Origin of the sequence: Aureliella helgolandensis, assembly GCF_007752135.1 — a bacterium.
GTDB lineage: Bacteria > Planctomycetota > Planctomycetia > Pirellulales > Pirellulaceae > Aureliella > Aureliella helgolandensis.
The window spans coordinates 5615779-5635491 of the sequence record NZ_CP036298.1 but is presented as its reverse complement, the minus strand read 5'-3'; the positions used below and the strand labels follow the sequence as shown (position 1 = coordinate 5635491).

Below are 19713 nucleotides of genomic sequence, written 5' to 3'. Positions count from 1 at the left end.
TCATTTGTCGCCTTTGGCAGTCTTTCGGGAGGCGACCATGATTGCTGTGATTTGATTGGCTTCGTCGAGTAGTGCTTCGACTTTATCCTTTGCTAAGAGCTCGCCTTCGATGATGAGTTCGAGCCAGTAGCAACTCTCATCTGCTTCCTCGATGACGATACTGAGCTTTGATACAAATTCGGCTTTCGAGCGACCGCGACATGCGGCTCGATAGTTCGCGCCAACGGAAGTCGCACTACGAATCAATTGATTCCCGATAGGACGACCGACAGCATTTTCTGGCAATGCTCCAACCAGCTTCATCACTCGCAGTGCAAAACTGTTTTGTCCGCTTCTTCAGTTCCGAATCATTCATCGTGACTCCTCTCCTAATCTTCAGTCTTCAATCTGCAATCTTCAATCAATGAGCGGCGTGGGTGGTACCATCGGGGTGGACATGTAAACCGGGCTGCTCACCGCTGGCTGTTTGTGCCTTCAGAACACGATTGAGCGAAGCGGCCGCGTTTTGCGCCAAATACGATCCAGCAGCTATGCTGCCGTCGTTGGCAATCACAACGGACAGCCGGTCTTCGTGTAGAACGTGCACGGGCAATTGTTTGAACAGGTCACCGTTTTGTCGGAATACGTAGGCTTCGGGTCCCTCGCGGACTACGGCCGCGGCTGGCAGGACAAATACGTTGTCATACCTCTCAACCGGTACATGGAGCCGCGTTCGTTGCCCAGGCCGGAAACGCCAGACGAGGAAAGTCTGGTCGAGCTGCTCATAGGTTCGAGATTGATTTGTAAGTGGTATGAAAAAGTCAAATGTCCGGCTTTCGACGTCGATAGCGTTCGACAGATGACGAATCATAAAAGTCTGCTCAAGCTGGGGCCAATTCACCTCGGCATCCTCAGCAAACTCGATGCTGATGGGCCACTGCGCCTGAGCTGCTTGCTCAAGAAACGGAGCTTCACGTTTAAAGGCATGGCCAACGACATACAGCGACTGATGATTGGAAAGTTGCGCGAGCAGTTGCCCCGCTTGCACCTGCTGCCCTAGTTCGACGGACAAATCCTGCACCTCGTAGGCGAATCCACTTGAGGCTTCGTCACCTGAAATGAGACTGACTGTTTGTGCCGGTGTAAACCCATCGCGAGTCACATCCAACGGCGGCGATTTTAGTGGCGGGGCCGTGACTTCGACCGTGGTCACAAAGTTGCCCTGTGCGACTTCTTCTACTTGTTGTGGCATCAATCCTCTGGTCAGCAGATCTTGCCGAGATGATTGAATAAGTGCGTTCTGCCGCTTCAGTTCACTCTCCAAATCGATGATCCGGCTTCGTGAGACCGCCCCACTCTGCGTGAGTCCCGACAACCGTCCAATCTCGGCATTGACGATTGCTGTTTCTTGCGTCGCTTTGAACAGCTGGGTCTGCGTGCTCTGGAGATATTCACTGAAAAGTCGTAGTGAGAATACGGCTTCACCCGGCCGAATCGTGTCTCCAGGAAATGCATGTATCGCAGTCACTATGCCAACCGCTGGTGACGTGACTCCCCGATCAGACAGACCCGGCCGATCGGCGATTTCACCCGGAATTAACACGGTTCGCCAGTATTCCTGAGGTTTCGCTGGCTTGGAGGCGAGGCTTAAGTTTTTCCTCGCCTGGGGACTGATCTCCAGAACGGTCTGCTTCTCCGGCGGAGTCTGGGCGTCGGCTGTGGCCTTGGTGGACGGATCATCCGTTTGGAACAAGCGGTCGCGAAAAAACCAAATCGCGACCACCACACCGACCACGATGGCCGGGCCAACAAGTGATTTCATTAGCGCTACAATGCGTTTCATATCAGGGTCATTTATTAATGAGTTGCTACGACAAGAACGGCCTTCAGCGCGTGCGCGTAGGTCCGAATAATGGATTGGAATTTAGCTCGAAAGCGAAAATGTCACCAAAGAAGTCGAACGGACTAGCCCGAACGAAAGGTGAGAAGGCTACTGCTCAAAGCAGCAGCGAGCTGACAGTTAGAAAGATCGGAAGCGAAGCATACCGATCAGGCGGATGGCTGATCCTATTACGAATACCAGCATTGCCCAATACAAACGGGGTGCTCCTGCCCCAGCCGAAATCCATTAAATCATTGTACGGAATAGAATCAGCTAGCTTGACCGCACACGATGGATCCGCAAAGTAGATCGCATCGGAATCATGATCAGTTGGAACCGCAAAATCTGAACACGGCGCAACGCTCGGCTGTACCCACTGTGGGACCTCAAGGTTAGCATCACCAAAATCGGTGCGGTGATGTCCCTGCTCCTCATCGCTTCGACCATCATGGTGATGCTCCGTCTGGTGATGATCATCATCAAGCGAATCATGCTGATGTCCACCGGACAAGTGAATATGAGGACGTGATGAATGGTCGTCCGGTGCATGCGCACCGACTCCCGCATGCGAATGAGGCAAGCATTGCCCCAGCACGGCCAGAGGAATTAGTAGAAGTGAAACTAGTTTTCGCATTAACCGAAAAGCCCAAGTGTTTGGATTGGTTAGTTAAGTATACCACATCACTACAGTCTCCTCCTAGGCCGCAGTCTAGTTCGTTCTTGTGCCTATATCCCAAAATTTGGGTCGAATAACAGAATCGTAGGGCTGCTTCCTGCTAGCAAAAAGAAGGTGCTCGCTGGGAAAAGCAACAGTTGCGATCCCAACCACCAACAATGGTAGTGGGCCAACCAAGCAAGCGAAATGCAATTGACGCTTGCACATGGCCAACAGCACAACTAAACGAGCAGACGATCACTCCGAGGGTGCAATGGCAAGGTACCTATCAGGATCGCCCTTGACTTTCTTTACACAGACCTAGCAGCAAACATAAAGAGTTTGTCCTTGAACCGTCACTGGGATTGCACCTCCCATCGAGTCCAATGGCTCGCCCGTCACAGGGCACCGGTTATGCTCAATATAATTTCCCCGAGTCCTTTAGGTGGTGTTGAGTGATGTTATGAAACGCGAAAGGCCAAAACAGATTCTGTTTTGGCCCATCGGTTTTCTCAAAACACAGGTCGTCCTCAGCGTAACTCATTCACTTGAGGTCCCCTGCGACGCCAGACGATTCGGTGACCGGCTTTGGCTATTATTTGTGATCTCAGGCGCAGCAAGCAGCATCTACAGCAGGTGAGCTTCAATTGCACGCAGTCCGTTTCTTGGGAGCGTGGAAGTGGGCGCATAACCATTATCGGTCTGCGCGACGTAACCGAAATTGAGACATTGCTAGCCAGCAATTGACGAGGCATGATTCAATTTTGGCCTCCCCTCTTTCGAACTAGAGCACATTCCGCCTGAACGCCCTTTGGTACCCCACACGGGTATGGTACGATTGTCGCATTAGACCAACGACATAATCGCTCGTTCGGATTGTCATTTTGCTTTTTTGTTCGCTCGCAAACTCGCCCGTTTATTGGCTGGGATATGCACTTTCATTTGAAGCAACACCTCCGATACCGACCGCGTCCCTAGTTGCACGGGTTTTCCGCTTTTGATGCTCCACAGTTCTGCATCCTTCACTTTAAACCCAGATAATTCCGCGTTTCGTTCAATGAATGATCGTTGGGGAGTTCAATTCAGGGCGTGGTGTGACCTGTTCGATAAAGCAGGAGCATGGACACCTTGAATCATTTCGACCATGACAGTGCGTCCGTTCAGCCAGCAAGCGAGTTACCAAATGCTCATACTACGGATCGCTTGGTAGCGTCATGCGTTGCGGGAGATAACGCTGCCATGCAAGCGATCTATGAGCAATGCAAAAGTCGCGTCTATGGATTGATGGTTCGGATGGTCGGACGCCAAGATGCCGACGACCTGACGCAACAAGTCTTCCTACAGATGTTTCGCAAACTTGACCAATTCAGCGGGCAATCAAGACTGGAAACGTGGCTGTTTCGACTTGCAACCAATGAAGCCTTGCAGTACTTGAGAAAGCAAAAGAGGCAGACCACTACACCGTACGTCTTGGATCCAGTAACAGTCGATGACGATCGTCTCGTCAGGAGCGAGGAATCGCAACTAGTTCAGACAGCTCTTGAACGTCTCGAACCCGAATTACGAGTTGTCTTTCTGCTCAAAGAACAACAAGGTTTGTCGTATAGAGATATTGCCGAATCAATGGGAATTCCCGAGGGCACAGTTGGTTCACGACTGAACCGTGCTCGAAAAGAACTTCGCCAGCAGTTGACGAGGCTTTATTGGGAGTAGAGGGGGAGAGTCTGGGAGTGCAAGTTCCCTCTCTCCCAGACTCCCCTGCTCCCAGACTCTCTCTCTTTTCAGGGGCAACCAACAGTACGTTCGATCTGTGCCACGGTGCCTGCAAGTGTGGCTTCAAAACGTGCCATTTGAGTTTCAAACATGAGTAGATCGCGATACGTTTCGATCAGTGTGAAAAAATCGGTTCGTTTGCCTCGGTAATCTGCAATAGACAGTTTAAGGGTGTCTTCTGTGCGCGGAATGATGCGCTTCTTGTAGATGTCTTGCTGCTGGACGAGCGCGTCGGCCTGCGCCATCAAACGGCGTAGCTTGCCTTGTATCGCATCTCGCTCAGCTTCCAGTCGCTCTGTCGAGCTGGTGGTGCGATGTGCCGCCTCACGGATCCCCGCGTTGATTTTTTCGCGCCAAATGGGCAATGTTGTCCCGACGGTGAAACTGATGTTGTCATGACCATTCGCTACTGGGCTAATCGCGTTGCTGTCATCGCTAATGATTGCGTAGTTCAAGCCGACTTGAAGGTCAGGGTATTTCTGGAGGCAGGCCAATTTCTGCTTTTGACGGTCCCTTTGGATTTCCCACGCAATCGCTCGTAGCTCGGGACTACATTGCTCGGCAAGGACCAATAATCCATCGAGCCGCTCGGGAACATTGGTTAGGCCAAGCTCTTCGCTCGCTTCTGGGATCAATGAAACCGGCTGTTGGACCAGCGCGGCAAGGTCGGCTTGCGCCTGTTCCTTTTGCTTGCGGAGTGTCACAATTTGATCGTCGAGTCGATCTGCTTCCAACTGTGCTCGCAGAACATCTTGCTGACTTCCGCCGCTCTTGTAGCGGGCTTCTGCAACTTGCGTTAGATCGTCAACCAATTCACGAGTCTCTTGAATGATGGCAATGGCACGCGTTGTGAACCATACTTCATAGTATGCAAGGCGAACTGCTTCGGTGATCTCGCGCTCGATGCGATCTACCTCAGCTTGTGCCATCTGTACTTCGCGATTCGCAATAGCTGCCTTCGTCCTGAGCTTCTCTGGCCATGGAACGCCTTGCGATAAGCCAAACTGATGGCCGACTCGACCACCGGCAGTTTGCAACGCTTGATTTTGCATCGGCCAGAAGGTGTTATTGAACATTGGATCAGGTAACGCACTGACTTGCGGCGCTACGTTCGTGGCCGCAGCGACTCGTTGTCGCGCGGCTCGAAGCTTCGGATGCCCGGCCATTGCGACTGACACAAAGTATTGGGCAGGCTGCTGCGTTCCGGTTGCAGAGACGGAGTTCGAGTTCGGTGGTCGAACCACCTCTGGCTGGGCCGTTTCCTCAATCGACTCGCTATCAGATGGCTTGCCCCCCTCGGCTTCCTCGGCATCCTGAACGAATACTGGTTGCGGCGCTGCCGAAACCAAGCCCTCGTTGTAGGCAATGGTCAGAATAGTTGAAGACAACTGGGGGGGCTGGGTTTGGCTTACATTGGGCGGCTTAGTCTCGTTACCGGCGACTGCGCTCTGGGGTAAGGGGGCAGTCTGCGAGAATGCCGACGGTCTTGGTTCAGGCGAAGTCGCACATCCGCTCGTTGAGAAACCAGCCAGAAGAGCGAGAAAAAATCGCCGTTTCCGGTTAGAAACACGCTCGTCCGTTGACTGAGTTCTCATACTAATCCGCTCCGCAAACTACAATTGAAACGGCAATCACGCCGTTTTGGCAAATTGGACTTGTACCAATTGGCAGAATTTCCGATATACTCCATATACCATCTCGGGGTATATCATCGGAACGATTTAAGGGAAACTTCCACACAATTCTCATGGCCCGCTTAATTCGCATTGCCGTCAATCTTTTACTAATCGTTTCGATAACGATTCAGCCGACGATGGTGCGTGCGCTTCAAAAGGCATGTTCTGGCGATTGCAGTTCGCCGTTCACCTGCCAAGGATGCGGCAGCTGTGAGGTTGAGTCTCCCGCTGGACGCTGCGGTTGTTGCAGTGGGCATTCTGATGTCGGTTCCGTTGAGGAATCCAATGAGGAAAGCGCTAGTTGCTGCGGACATGGCTCCGCTACTGAGCAGGGCATTGAGTCGACATCCGAGGTTGATCCATTTGCGGATACGGAGATGGCCAATGAGCCACTGGCTGACGGTTCTCCATTGCGGTGTTCCGACGATCAGCTAGCGACTACTGCGAATAGTCCACTGATGGTTTCCGGCTGTCGCTGCCTTCATGCGCCTGAGGTTCCCTACGCTCCTGCTCCGCGTTCTCCCGCCAACGAAGTGCGTGATCTCGTCTCGCTGGGCTTTGCATCCAGCGATATAGCTGAACCGAAACAACAGCTACCGAGGGTCCCTGCCTTTGATAGTGGTCCTCCATCTGCGATCTTGCACTTCGCGCAGATCGAACTCTGCGTCTGGCGATTGTAGCGCCTTCCCCAGGGAGCGCTGCGCATTTATCGCATGCCCCCATCTTCCTTCGCCTTTTTTCAGCAACGCAGCCAGTGATGCTTGCGCGCTGGTAATTGGGCTGAGTTACTAACCTCCGCCAATCTCAAGCAGCATCACGCTACGCCAACAGCGTAGTTTGTTGACCGAGAGAATTTGTGGAGGCAGCGACCTGCTAGATTCCGGTTCTCCCTGAAACTGTCGCTTGACGTTCCGCCATCACAGTGCGTTTGCGTCGATGCATATTGCCCAGGGACCGAACGAATTCAAATGCGAGATACGGAAATGAAACCAGACGACAAACCCATTGAACACCCTAGCAGCAATTTAGCCGGTGCCGATGAGCAGCAGGCTACCGTGCCAGCTGGCGCGACCATGGAGGAAGACCAAGTGAAGAAATCAAAAATAGAATCCCAGACATCGCCGCAAACGAATTCTTCGCCTGCAGCAGACGCAACTTCAACCAATGAAAATGCAGGTACTAACCAGCCCGTACCAGTCTCTTCGGTAGTCGCCGAATCACGACTTGGCGGTTGGTCCTGGTTGCTCCATTTCGCACTGAAATCGGCGATGGTCGTCGGCGTTGGAGCAATTCTGTTGGCGATGGTCGGCGTCGCTCAACGCACGGCGTGGATCACTGCGGGCGGTTTTTCCGGTGGCAATGTTTCGCCCCAGAACGAGGGCGACTCTGCCGGTGACGAAGACAAACGCTACATCTGTCCGATGATGTGTACACCACCGTCGACAGAACCAGGGCGCTGCCCGGTTTGTGCGATGGAACTGGTCGAGGCAACTGGAGGCGGCGGCGGCGACGGAATCTCAGTCACGATCGAAGCAGCGGCTCGACGCTTGGTCGGTATCCAAACAGCCCTGTCCAAAATGGGCGACATGACGCGAACCATCCGCACGATTGGTTCCATTGATTTTGACGAGAGTCGTCTGTCTACGATTTCAGCGTACGTCGACGGAAGGCTTGATGTGATGTACGCCAACTATGTCGGCGTGCAAGTTAATGAGGGAGACGATCTGGCGCTGATTTACAGCCCGCAGCTCTACACTGCTCAAACTGAATTTGTTACCAGCTTGGAAAGCAATTCCTCGAGTCGCTTCAGCGTCGGCAACAGCGATCTGCGCGAGATGGCTCGAGAGAATCTTAGTGAGCTGGGCATGACCAAAGATCAGCTCGAGTCGCTAAGCACGAGCCGTAAACCCGAATCTCGCATCCGTATAAAGTCACCTCAGAGTGGAACGGTTATTGAGAAGTCAGCCGTCGAGGGTGATTATGTTAAGACCGGGCAGAAGCTCCTTCAAATCGCCGATCTAACATCGGTGTGGATGATGCTCGACCTATTCCCAGATGACGCAGCCCATGTTCGTTTCGGCCAGCAAGTCGAGGCTGAAATTCAGTCGTTGCCGGGAGAGGTCTTTACGGGGCGTGTTGCGTTCATTGATCCTACGGTCAATAAAACAACTCGAACAGTTCGCGTTCGGGTCGAAGTGATGAATTTCGATGGAAAGCTTCGACCAGGCGACTATGCAACCGCCAGGATCTCTGTTCCCGCGATTCCTGGCACACTTGTTTACGATCCAGCGTTGTCCGGCAAATACATCAGCCCCATGCATCCGCAAGTCATTCGGGATGAACCGGGAAAGTGCCCGCTATGCGGCATGGACCTAGTTTCGACTGTGCAACTCGGATATACCCTCGAGCCGCAGCCTCAGCAACAGGTTGTCACGGTACCGCGTGATTCCGTGTTGTTGAACGGCGACAACGGAGTGATCTACGTCGAAACGGAACCGGGACGGTTTGAAATTCGTCGTGTGCATGTTGGACCAATGAATGATTTCGAAGCCGTCATTATCGAAGGCTTGGCCGCTGGTGAGACAGTCGCCACAGGTGGCAACTTCTTGATTGACTCGCAAATGCAACTTGCGGGCAACCCATCACTAATGGACCCAAGCAAAGCACCGAGCTACGCGCCAGGACCGCTGGAACTGCCAGAAATTAGTCCCGTGATGCTCGCCGGTACGGCAGGACAAGAATTTGATCGAGCCTATGACGCCTACTTTGAAATTCAATGTGCGCTGGCTGCCGATTTAGCTCCTCCGCCAGTCGCGCTCAACACAATGTTGGATTCTTTGTCCAACTTGGAAATGTCAGCTGAAGTTCCTGATGTGGCGCAAAAGCAGATCGCCAATGCCCGAAGGTCGGCAGTTCGAATGGATGGATCACTCGAAACAGCCCGCGAGGCATACCGAGGTGTGAGCCACGCCCTGCTCCGAGCAGCCGTAGCGGCTAGGGGACCCAAGTCTGCTCAAGCACTCACCCACTATTACTGTCCGATGGTTCCCGGCGGTGGCGGTGATTGGATGCAACCGGGCGGCGAGCTTGCGAACCCTTACTGGGGTGATGAGATGCTTCGCTGTGGGGAGTTGGTGAGGGAGATGGGAAGACAAGGAGACATGGAGAGTGGGAGAGTGGGCGTTGTTGAGACTGGGTTCAGTAGAGGTGATATGAAATGAGTGACCGCATCTATAGTCATCGTGATTTGATCGTCTATCAGAAGTCGTTCGCCGCAGGAAAGCGGATCTTTGAACTATCGAAATCGTTTCCTCGTGAGGAAATGTTTTCCCTGACCGATCAGGTGCGTCGATCTTCTAGGAGTGTTAGCGCTAACATTGCGGAGGCGTGGCGAAAACGTCGTTACGAGAAACACTTTTGTAGCACGCTCAATATCGCTGAGGCCGAAGCGGCTGAGACGCAGGTTTGGCTTGAGTATGCCGCTGCCCATGGATACCTCAATCAGAAAACGGCCGAAGACGCAAACGGGTTCTATGACGAGATTTTAAAGATGATCGTTTCGATGATTGCATCGCCAGAGAAGTGGTGCGTCCAGTGGAGAGACAAGGGGACGGGGAGACAAGGAGTGAAAGAGAGTAGAACTGAATACATTTCGGACGACGCCCCCGAAATCGACCAATCCGAGCTGCACTCCCTCTCTCACCCTCTCCCAGACTCCCTGTCTCCTTGTCTCCCAGACTCCTTGTCTGAAGAGCCGGAGGATCCAAATGCTTAACCTTCTCATTCGCTTTTGCGTCAAAGAACCTTGGTTGGTCGTACTCGTGACCATCGGACTCAGCGTCGGTGGCTGGTTTGCCTACCAAGCCGTGCCTATTGATGCGATCCCCAACGTCGGTGAAAACCAAGTTATCGTATTGACTCCATGGCCGGGACGCTCACCGAAAGACATCGAAGATCAAGTCACGTATCCACTCAGCGTGTCGCTGCTGGCAGTACCCGGAGCCGAGTCGGTGCGTGGTAAGAGCATGTTTGGATACAGCTTTGTACAGGTCACGTTCAAGGATGAGATTGATTTCTACTGGGCTCGCAGTCGAGTTTCAGAACAACTGGGCACCGCAGCTTCTCAGTTGCCCGATGGAGTCGTACCGCAGCTCGGTCCAGACGCGACGGGACTTGGCCAAGTCTACTACTACACCTTGCAGCCACCCAAAGACGGAATGAACTTGGCGGATCTGCGAAGCCTGCAAGATTTCGTCATCAAATACGAATTGCAAGCCGTGGAAGGGGTCAGCGAAGTTGCCTCCATCGGTGGCTATGTGCGTCAGTACCAAATCGAAGTTGATCCAGACAAGCTTCGTTTTCATAACATCCCGCTTGATGCGCTGGCAATGGCGATCAAGGGCTCCAACGTGGATGTGGGAGCCAAGACAGTTGAGTCAACTGGCATGGAATTCATTGTACGTGGCAAGGGATTTCTTGGTACCGATGGTGACAAAGAAAAGGCGATCGCCGACATCGAGCAAACCGTAATCATGCAGCGCGACGGGGTGCCGGTACGTGTCAGCGATGTAGCTAATGTGCAACTTGGTCCTGACTTTCGTCGCGGTGCACTTGATTACAACGGAGCGGAAGCCGTCGGTGGGGTAGTTGTCATGCGGTATGGCGAGAACCCGCGCGTCGTTATCGATCGCATTAAGAGCAAGATTGCTCAGATTGAACCAGCTCTGAAGGGCGTCACGATCCATGGAGTCTACGATCGCAGCGGCTTGATCGATGAGACGATGGCAACGCTGACTCACGCATTGCGTGATGAAATTATCATCACCGCCATCATTATTCTGCTGTTCTTGCTACATATTCGCAGCAGTTTTGTGGTTGCCATCTGCTTGCCCGCCGCCGTACTGATGTCCTTTATTGCCATGCATGTCGTTGGCGTTGGCTCCAACATTATGTCGCTAGCGGGTATCGCCATTGCAATTGGTACGATGGTTGATATGGGCATCATTGTCTCCGAGAACATCTACCAGCACTTGGCGGATTGGGAAAAAGAGCCTATCGACAATCGGAAAGACAGAGCTGATGTCGTCTACGATGCTTCGATCGAAGTTGCGCCTGCCGTTGTGACTGCCGTGGCAACTACGATCGTTAGTTTTCTTCCAGTATTCTTTCTTACTGGACGCGACTACCGACTGTTTTCACCACTCGCCTTTACGAAGACTTTCGCGATCGCGGCAGCCATGATCACTGCCGTGACGATCGTCCCCGCGCTCAGCCGGTTGATGCTTCGGAGTGCTGGCTATCGCAAGCGAACCGCGTTGGCGGCAGGGCTTGCCTTGGCTGCCCTACTTTCAACGACTGCTCACTTCATGTGGGCAGTGCGTCTCGCTGAACATTTCGCTATATCTGCATGGTTCGTGACGCTTACCGCCGGCCTTATTGGCTTCATTGCTGGCTGGCAATTGATGCGAGAACGCATTCGACCCATTGAAGAGATTCCATCGAGCCGTTTTGTGCGCTGGATTTACGCTGCTCGATTACGCCAAGCTCTTAACCACAAAGCGATTGCATTGTCTTTTCCGGCCATGCTGTTGGTGATTGGTGTCGGCGCCTACGTTGGGATGCCGACCGTTCTACAACCTGTAGAACGTGTGGCCAAAGTGTTTGGAGCCGACCTCAACGAGTTCCCTGGCTACATTGACGCAAAACACGTTTTCACTGGACTGCGAAGTGACGATTGGATCGCACTGGACGAGGGTAGCTGGTTCTATATGCCGACGCTCTATCCAGCAGCCAGCTTTTCGCAAGCGATGCAGGTGCTGCAAACTCAGGATGTATTGATTGGACAAATCCCGGAAGTCAAGGACGTTCTCGGCAAGATTGGTCGAGTTGAATCAGCGCTTGACCCCGCTCCGGCGGCGATGATCGAAACCTACGTCATGCTTAAGCCCGAGAGTGAGTGGCGTGAAGGCGTAAAGGCTCGTGATATCTGGGACGAGATCAATCGTGTGGCCAGCCTGCCTGGTGTTACTCCCGCCTCAGCCTTGCAACCTATTGAAGGACGAGTTGTCATGCTGCAAAGCGGCATTAAGGCTCCAATGGCAATTCGCGTCTACGGAGATAACCTCTCAACGCTGGCGGATGCGGCTATGGATGTGGCAGGACAGCTCAAGAAATCTCCACTTATCAACGCAGGGACCGTCAATCCAGACATTGTCCTTGGCAAGCCCTACATTGAGTTCACTGTCGATCGCGAGGCCGCTTCTCGATATGGCATGAGTGCGTCGATGGTTAACCAGATCATCGAGACCGCACTCGGTGGAATGAACCTAATTAAGACGGTCGAAGGCCGTGAACGCTATCCCGTGCGACTGCGCTATAACCGGGATTTGCGCGAACGTATTGATCAGCTTAGTCGACTACCAATTGTGACACACAGCGGTGCGGTTGTTCCCCTGGAGGAACTTGCCAAGCTGGAGACAACTTGGGGTCCCGGTGCCATCAATAGCGAAAACGGAAGGCTTGTTGCCCACGTTGCGTTTATGACTAACGGAGCCAAGGGCGATTTAGAATCGGTTGCCGCAATCGAACAGCAGTTACGCGAAGCGCAACTCCTACCAGAATCGGACCCCATTCGACTGTCGCTACCAGCTGGATATTCGCTCGAAGCCGTCGGAAGCTTCCGAAATCAGATCGAAGCCAACCGACGATTGATGTGGATCATCCCCGTTGTCCTGATGATCAATTTGCTGCTGATCTACGTTGAGTTCCGGAACCTTCCAATTTCGATGGCTGTCTTCACTGGAATTCCCGTTGCTTTTGCGGGAGGTATGGTGCTCGTAGCTTGGATGGATGTGGAGCTCAATACTGCGGTATGGGTTGGATTTATTGCGCTGTTCGGTTTGGCAGTGGATGACGGAGTGGTCATGGCCACCTACATCCATCAATTGCTACAAAAACGCAAAATACGCAGCGTTGAAGACATTCGTAACACTGTTTATGAAGCCGGACTAAAACGTATTCGCCCCTGCATGATGACAACTGTCACCACGCTGGCTGCGCTGATTCCAGTGCTCATTGCCACTGGCCGTGGAGCCGATGTTGCTCGTGCGATGGCAATTCCCGTATTTGGAGGAATGCTGGCTGAACCGTTTACATCGTTTATCGTCCCAACACTGTACTCAGCGTATCTCGAATTGAAGATGCGCTTCGGTTTTAGTGATCCACTTTGGGAAGGGACAGAAGAGATGCCTTCAGCCCCGAATGAGGAACATCTGAATGCTGCATAGAGTTTTTCGACTTTCCGTGAAGGAATGTTTCCTTCTTGCATCTAAGAGTCACGTAGGCACTTGGAAGAATTTCCCCTCTAGTAACAGAATATGGAGAACAAGGATGAGCTACCACTTTCCAAAACTATTGGCGCTAACAGGGATGCTAGCCGTGGTATTCCCAGTCTTCGCAAATGCACAGACAGCCCATGAGGCACATGGCCATCAGCATGCGATGCCGGGGCAGACGGCAACCGCGACAAAACAAGGTCCGCATGGCGGAACTTTGCAGCAATCAGGCTCCCTTCAATTCGAAACAGTCGTCTCGCAGGGCGGCATTCAGATGTTTGTGTTTGATCATAATGGACAGCCGCTATCGGTCGAACGTGGTCGAGGGGCGGCATCATTAAGGATCGAAGGAAACGCCAAACGTTATCGTTACGATCTTCTGCCCGATGGTAAGGGAGCCCTCACGGCTCCTGTCAATCTTTCGCAGATCGCGGGTCGCCAAATCGAGATTGACCTACAACTGGTTGGACTGCCCGGAATCGGCAGCCAGCCGCTCAACCTACAAGAGGTCACCACGGTGCCAGCCAGTCAGCAGCAGCTTGCTTCGGCGGCGATCGCCCGTCAGAAAATCTGTCCCGTCAGTGGCAAGCCGCTGGGCAGTATGGGTGATCCAGTCGCGGTCGACGTCAATGGACAAACCGTTTACGCCTGCTGTGCAGGGTGTGTAAGTGCAATCCAGTCAAACCCCGCCAAGTATGCATCTGGTCGGCCTGAGATCACAGTCACCGCCGCAACCGATGCCGATGCGCCGCTCATCGCCAAGCAAGGAAAGTGCCCCGTGATGGACGAGTCGCTGGGCAGTATGGGCCAGCCGATCAAAGTCATGATTGGAGACAAACCAATCTTCCTTTGTTGCAAGGGTTGCATCAAGAAGATTCAGGCTGAGCCAGCTAAGTACTTGGCGATGGTTTACGGAAGCCAAGCCACACCTGAAATCACCGTATCCGCAGCGACTCAAGCCGATGCGGCTCTCATCGCCCAACAGAAGGTCTGCCCGGTGATGGATGAACCGCTGGGTGGCATGGGGACTCCGATCAAAGCCATGATTGGTGACAAGCCAATTTTCCTGTGCTGCAAAGGCTGTATCAAAAAGGTTGAAGCCGAGCCCGCCAAGTACCTTGCGATGGTCTACGGACAAGGCGCTTGGAATGGAGGAGTTGGGAGCGTACCAGCTGGAGCAGAACAAGTTCGAGAGGGCATCTTTAAAGTGAGTGCGGCAGACGCTCCGTTTATCGCTGCACAGAAGCGTTGTCCGGTAATGGACGAACCGCTAGATGCGATGGGTGGCCCCTACAAAGTGGACGCGAATGGTAAGGCAATTTACATATGCTGCCCTGGTTGCGCGAAGAAAATTGCGGCTGAACCGCAGAAGTATTTGACTGTTCTCGCACAGCAAGGAGTCGATGCACCGTCTTTACGCTGAGTGAAGGAGTGATTCTCCCAACTCCTTCACTCCCAACTTCCTAACTGGCTCTCGCGGGGGCGGTGTCCTGAGGACTTACGCCCGCTGGGTGTGACGATGCATCACGCCGCCCCTGCCCTTTAATTTAGGTGCTACTTTATCGTCTCGACTTTGGATGACTGAGTCGATGCATGCGCCATCTTAACGACAAGGATGTAACGATGAATAGACAACAGACTCGAAAGATAACCGCGGTCGGATTGGTCGTTATTTTACTGCTCAGCACGGGCTGTGCCATGCCACCGTGGAGAGCTAAGCAAACGGCACAGCGTGACGCAGCGCAGGATTACATCGAACGCACTGCTGCCAACATTCAGTATGACACTGACATGGCTGCACCAAATGCTACTACGACGTCTTACTCGGCTGCGTCCACCAATGCTTACGGAAGTTCCTCCAACTCAGCCCCGCCGCGATCGGCATCTAGCAGTTCCGGCGGAAGTTGCTGCCACTAGCTCAGTGACAAGTAATCGAGACCATGACCTATGAGTGTGCTAACGCGGCTGCGCTACTTACCTTACCGGGCGATTCGACGCATCGGTACGGCAGACATCAGCCGCGTGTTTGGAGTGGAGTACTTCGAACTTCGTCCAACGCTACTTCCACAGGGTTTTGAATTCGTCGAACTAACCACGGAGCGCTTTCGCGAATTACTCACTCTGTTTCCAGAATTGTTCAACGAATCGCGACTGGACGACTTGGCTAAGAAACGCGCCAATTGCTACGCAATATTCGAAAAAGAAATACTCGCTGCGTTCTCATGGGTATCAATTGGCGACGTTCCAGCCGAATTCAATCACAACGGTGATTTGCAGGCGGGGCTTCCAATCTCTATGCCGGAGGACACAGGCTTCGTACACAACGTCCTTGTAATGCCCGAGTATCGCGGCGAAAGACTATATGGAGCGATGATGAGCGCGATGGAGCTACCCTTGCGTGCGCGAGGAGTTCGCCGTCTGCTGCTCACGACGGACGCTACCAACGAGAATTCGCTCAGGGCTGTTCGACGTATGGGGTTTCAGGAACTGGGGACCGCGTGGATATTTCGACTCGGTAGACTTACGTTTTCAGGCTACCCACCTTCGCCCGTATTCGATTCGGTTACTTTTGGTCGCTACAAGGGAGACCGAAGCAAGAAAGCAATGAAGGCATGAACCCTTTGACTCATCCGACTCTTGCTACCAGCAGAGTTGTGTCGTCAAAAGGCGGACGCATTTTGCGAAATGCTTTCAAGGCATCTGAGAACCTTGCTACAAGTTGCTTAGGATTGTCACCAGCAAACTCTTCCATGACTTTGGCGACTCGTTGAGTTCCGAATTGATGTTCGTCAGGGTCAAACATCTCGGTCACTCCATCCGACACCAGTACGATCTTCGTTCCCAGATCAATTTGCATTTTCACTTCCGAGTAAACCGTGTCTTGATCCACGCCAATTACAAGGTCACTTTCCTCAAAGCGCTGCACGGCCTTTCCCGGCATTTGAATGAAGGGGTGTTCGTGCCCGGCATTGCCACAGCTTAGGAACATTCTTTTCTCGTCAACCACAACGACAACCATGGTTGCGAAGTGCCCCGGCATGATGATTTCCGTATATCGGCGATTGATGCGAGTCAGGATTTCCGCTGGACTTTGCGTCACCTCGATTGCTTCAAGCACGAGAGTTTTAATCACCGCCGCTGCCATTGCTGCCGGAACTCCGTGCCCAGATACATCTGCGAGGCAAAGCAGGCAGCGTCCCTCACCGAGCGGAATGATATCGAAATAGTCACCACCCACATCGTCAGCGGGTTCAAAGACTTCCGCCGTCTCAATCATTCCGTGGTTGGCAACGGATGGACGCAAATGCTGCTGAATCTCATGAGCCTTTTTCATGTGAAGGCGACGGTCTTCATCGGCTGCTGCAAGCTTGCCACTCATCTCGTTGATCTGTTCTGCCAGAAAACTCAACTCTTCACAGCTTCGCCCTTCGGCAATCACATTTAGGTCTCCCTCACCAATGCTTTTCAAAGCTGTCATCAGACGACGCAATGGTTTGGTAACGACTCTCCGCAGGACAAAGTTGACCATCAGTCCAGCCAAAGCCCCAGCGACCAATACTCCGGTGATTTGGCGAAATAGTTCTTGTCTAGCGCCGTAAAGCAAAGAGCTTCGTGATTCGGAAACGTAGATCGTTCCTTTAGGTCCCTCGAATATACCAACGACGAATGGCAGCCCAGTCGTACCAGAGTCCGTTGCTACACTTCGCATTGCATGGAGCATGTCGTGAGAAGCTCGTCCGTGGGACTTCGCTTGCATCGAGCTACCCTGCCAATCGACAGCAATATGATGCCCAGGTGATTCGTCGGTGTTCATTCGAGCGCATATGTCGTCGATCAGTTTTTGTATGTACTCGTTGCCTCGATTCGCAATCGCATCCACAGATTCATAGACTGTTTTGGATTCCTCAGCCAACGCAATTCGCTTTTCACGCTCGGCATCGCGAAGCCGTATCCCGTGCCCAATCAATAGGAAAGCACTTACAACGAAAAGAAGTAGACCATTGACCGCCAACATCAACTGACGACGTATCGGTAGGCGATTCCAAAACCGAGTTCTCATGCAGAACCAACTCTTAAGATCAAACGTACGAAGTGAGTTTGGCAGCACGAACGAGAGCACAGCTTCAAGGCGTGAGATCCAGTTCCAGTTGTCACCGACAAGGCTAATAGCACCGCGGTTACTGCCATTACTGTCAACTGTCTCGCGGCGGGGTGAGTGTGACCCAAGCTCATGGCGGGCAGATCCAAGAGATTTCAAAAGCTTCCGACAAGGAATCTCTTCTCTGATTGCTCTTTTTGATACACAGTCCCGATGTTTCTTCACGACTTACTGGAAAAAAGTCGACAGAGGGTAGCGGAGGAGAACTGGATCTCGGGATGCAACATGAACCGAATTTCCGGCTCCTTCACTTCTAGCCTTCTTCTCTCACTCGCCGTACTTCCGAAAGACGTTCATCAGCTCTTCAATCTTTTCGTCGCGGTCCTGGGAACTGCCGCTCTTGATCGCATCGCTGACGCACGTTTGGATATGCTGCTTCAAGATGATCTGACCGACCTTGTCTAATGCGCCCGTCGCCGCAGACAACTGCATCAGGATATTGACGCAGTACTCCTCGTCCTCGATCATTCGCCTAACCGCTTCAACTTGGCCCAACACTCGGGCTAGGCGATGGTCTAGCTTCTTCTTGTCGTCGTCAGAGAGCATCCGGAACTACATCGTCTAGCAATTGGAGGGGATGAATTCCCACGTCCGAATGAGGGAAAACCCGATTATATCAGCCAAACTTAAAAGTGTCAGCCGTGGTGGGGGAACAGTCGGCTGTGCGGCTGAGCTTACATTTTCATGCCTGGCATCATTTTCATTTTTCCAGGCTCGTAGTCGTCTGGATTTCCGAACCGGCGCACGATCTCCTCAAAGACGCTCCCTTTGTCCACGGGCTCATCTGTCTCCATGACCTTGTGGTACAAGTCCTCTGGAAGCACGCGCAACGCGGTCATCAGGCCCATGATCGACATCGGCCACATCGCTCGCATCCCCTGTACTTCGCGACGATTCCAAATGGTCTCCATCATCGAATCGGACATATTCATGGATTTCATTTCTTGCGGATAGCCTGGAGTCGCAAAGCCTGGATCGTCCCTGCTGGCATCCACTGGGGGTCGTGTGGCGGTGTTGGCCAGATATTGGTCCACCGAAACATTCTTGCGAATGCGCGGACCCACTTGTCGTGTCATGTGATTCATCATGTGGTGAACCATGTGACAATGGAACATCCAGTCGCCAGGGTTATTGGCAACGAACTCGAAGTCGGTCGCCTGTGCGATACCAACCAACACGTTGTTGCGAGGTATCCAAGCAGTTTTGGGAGCCCGTGCTCCTTCATGGCCGGTCACCCAGAATGTATGTCCGTGTAGGTGAATGGGGTGATGCTGCATGGGCGCAAAATTCATGAGTCGAACTCTGACTCGCTCACCGTGTTTGACCACCAGTGGCGTCGTATAGGGGCCACTGCGACCATTGATCGTGTGCCAGTTCCAATCCATCCGCCAACTGTCGGCGATCGTTTGATTCGGTTCAATAAAGAAATTCTGGAAGATCAAACCGAAATCGCGATCAACTGGTGGGTCGAATACTTTGCGCGGATGGACAATGAACCAACCGACGCTCCCAAAAGCCTCTTGCATGGGCACGTGTGCGTGATAGAAGAACGTCCCCTCTTCATGGATGTCAAATTCGTAGACAAACGATTTGCCCGGTTCGATGGGGTTCTGCGTTAGAGTCTCACTACCATCGTATTGAACTGGCAGTTCAAAGCCATGCCAGTGCACGGTCGTCGATTCGGGAAGTTCGTTGGTGACGATGATGCGCACGCGGTCGCCTTGGTTGACCTCGATCGTAGGTCCAGGCATGGTGTCGTTGTAGCCATAAACGTTCATTTTGTAGCCAGGCAGGAACTCACGTTCAACAGCCATTGGAACCAAATGAAACTCCTTAGCGCCATTCACCATTTTCCAAGGCAATTTGGTTAGGTCAGGCGCTTCAAACGGAGCCGGCCCAGCCTCAACGCTACGAAAGCCCGGCACACGCTTCCCAAGATAGAACTCCGAGTCGGGGTCATTGCCTCGACTAGGTTTGAAGCGTGAAAATCCATCATACTCTGCTTTGACATCGGAATCGGCGGGGATTTGTGGTTGCGGTGCCGACTCGTGGCCAGCATGACTGCCAGCCATGGGAACCGGCGGGCCAGCAGCACTCGGAGGCTGCTGAGCTGCAGATTTACCTGCCAGCAATCCACCAGCGGCAACCAAGGAACCAAGCTTCAAAAACTGACGGCGATCTTCGTCTGGTGTCATAGGAGCTCCAATTGTCACGTCTGAAAAGTGTCTATTGAAGAGACCAGAGACACTTTATCA

The 19713-nt window shown here is 52.8% G+C and carries 15 protein-coding genes; 8 read left to right on the top strand and 7 right to left on the bottom strand.

Going from position 1 to position 19713, the window contains the following annotated elements; translation table 11 throughout:
• From Q31a_RS19780 to Q31a_RS30920, 3 genes are all read right to left on the bottom strand, one after another.
• On the bottom strand, window positions 1-285 hold the full coding sequence (locus Q31a_RS19780) for a four helix bundle protein (RefSeq protein WP_231690844.1): 285 nt from the start codon (window positions 283-285) through the stop codon (window positions 1-3).
• Between the two features lie 115 nt (window positions 286-400).
• Window positions 401-1822: an efflux RND transporter periplasmic adaptor subunit gene (locus Q31a_RS19775; protein WP_145081810.1), complete on the bottom strand. Its 1422-nt coding sequence runs from the start codon at window positions 1820-1822 to the stop codon at window positions 401-403.
• A gap of 154 nt (window positions 1823-1976) precedes the next feature.
• Window positions 1977-2495 (bottom strand): hypothetical protein, encoded by a 519-nt coding sequence (locus Q31a_RS30920; protein WP_145081807.1) that lies wholly within the window; start codon window positions 2493-2495, stop codon window positions 1977-1979.
• A 1140-nt stretch (window positions 2496-3635) separates the two neighbouring features.
• Between Q31a_RS30920 and Q31a_RS19765 the strand changes: the two genes are divergently transcribed.
• Entirely contained in the window at window positions 3636-4229 is a 594-nt protein-coding gene (locus Q31a_RS19765) for an RNA polymerase sigma factor (RefSeq protein ID WP_231690843.1), read from the top strand.
• 68 nt (window positions 4230-4297) lie between these two features.
• On the opposite strand, the gene Q31a_RS19760 is transcribed toward Q31a_RS19765, so the two are convergent.
• Entirely contained in the window at window positions 4298-5677 is a 1380-nt protein-coding gene (locus tag Q31a_RS19760) for a TolC family protein (protein ID WP_315851628.1), read from the bottom strand.
• Between the two features lie 359 nt (window positions 5678-6036).
• On the opposite strand from Q31a_RS19760, the gene Q31a_RS19755 reads away from it, so the two are divergent.
• From Q31a_RS19755 to Q31a_RS19725, 7 genes are all read left to right on the top strand, one after another.
• Window positions 6037-6645, top strand: coding sequence for a hypothetical protein (locus Q31a_RS19755; RefSeq protein WP_145081801.1), 609 nt, complete (start codon window positions 6037-6039; stop codon window positions 6643-6645).
• A gap of 588 nt (window positions 6646-7233) precedes the next feature.
• On the top strand, window positions 7234-9186 hold the full coding sequence (locus Q31a_RS19750; RefSeq protein WP_231691253.1) for an efflux RND transporter periplasmic adaptor subunit: 1953 nt from the start codon (window positions 7234-7236) through the stop codon (window positions 9184-9186).
• Window positions 9183-9740, top strand: coding sequence for a four helix bundle protein (locus Q31a_RS19745; RefSeq protein ID WP_145081799.1), 558 nt, complete (start codon window positions 9183-9185; stop codon window positions 9738-9740). The genes Q31a_RS19750 and Q31a_RS19745 overlap by 4 nt, the downstream gene beginning before the upstream one ends.
• Entirely contained in the window at window positions 9733-13251 is a 3519-nt protein-coding gene (locus tag Q31a_RS19740; protein WP_145081796.1) for an efflux RND transporter permease subunit, read from the top strand. The genes Q31a_RS19745 and Q31a_RS19740 overlap by 8 nt, the downstream gene beginning before the upstream one ends.
• A 103-nt stretch (window positions 13252-13354) precedes the next feature.
• The gene (locus Q31a_RS30915) at window positions 13355-14722 is read left to right on the top strand and encodes a hypothetical protein (protein ID WP_231690842.1); all 1368 of its coding nucleotides are present in this window, start codon (window positions 13355-13357) and stop codon (window positions 14720-14722) included.
• A 200-nt stretch (window positions 14723-14922) separates the two neighbouring features.
• Window positions 14923-15216, top strand: coding sequence for a hypothetical protein (locus tag Q31a_RS19730; protein WP_145081793.1), 294 nt, complete (start codon window positions 14923-14925; stop codon window positions 15214-15216).
• A gap of 30 nt (window positions 15217-15246) precedes the next feature.
• On the top strand, window positions 15247-15915 hold the full coding sequence (locus Q31a_RS19725; RefSeq protein WP_145081790.1) for a GNAT family N-acetyltransferase: 669 nt from the start codon (window positions 15247-15249) through the stop codon (window positions 15913-15915).
• 10 nt (window positions 15916-15925) lie between these two features.
• Here the strand turns inward: Q31a_RS19725 and Q31a_RS19720 are convergent, their stop codons facing one another.
• From Q31a_RS19720 to Q31a_RS19710, 3 genes are all read right to left on the bottom strand, one after another.
• Entirely contained in the window at window positions 15926-17359 is a 1434-nt protein-coding gene (locus Q31a_RS19720) for a PP2C family protein-serine/threonine phosphatase (RefSeq protein ID WP_145081787.1), read from the bottom strand.
• Window positions 17360-17725: 366 nt separating this feature from the next.
• On the bottom strand, window positions 17726-18004 hold the full coding sequence (locus Q31a_RS19715; protein WP_145081784.1) for a metal-sensitive transcriptional regulator: 279 nt from the start codon (window positions 18002-18004) through the stop codon (window positions 17726-17728).
• Window positions 18005-18132: 128 nt separating this feature from the next.
• A complete protein-coding gene (locus tag Q31a_RS19710) occupies window positions 18133-19653 on the bottom strand; it encodes a copper oxidase (protein ID WP_145081781.1) in 1521 nt (506 codons plus the stop codon).
• Between the last annotated feature and the right edge of the window lie 60 nt (window positions 19654-19713).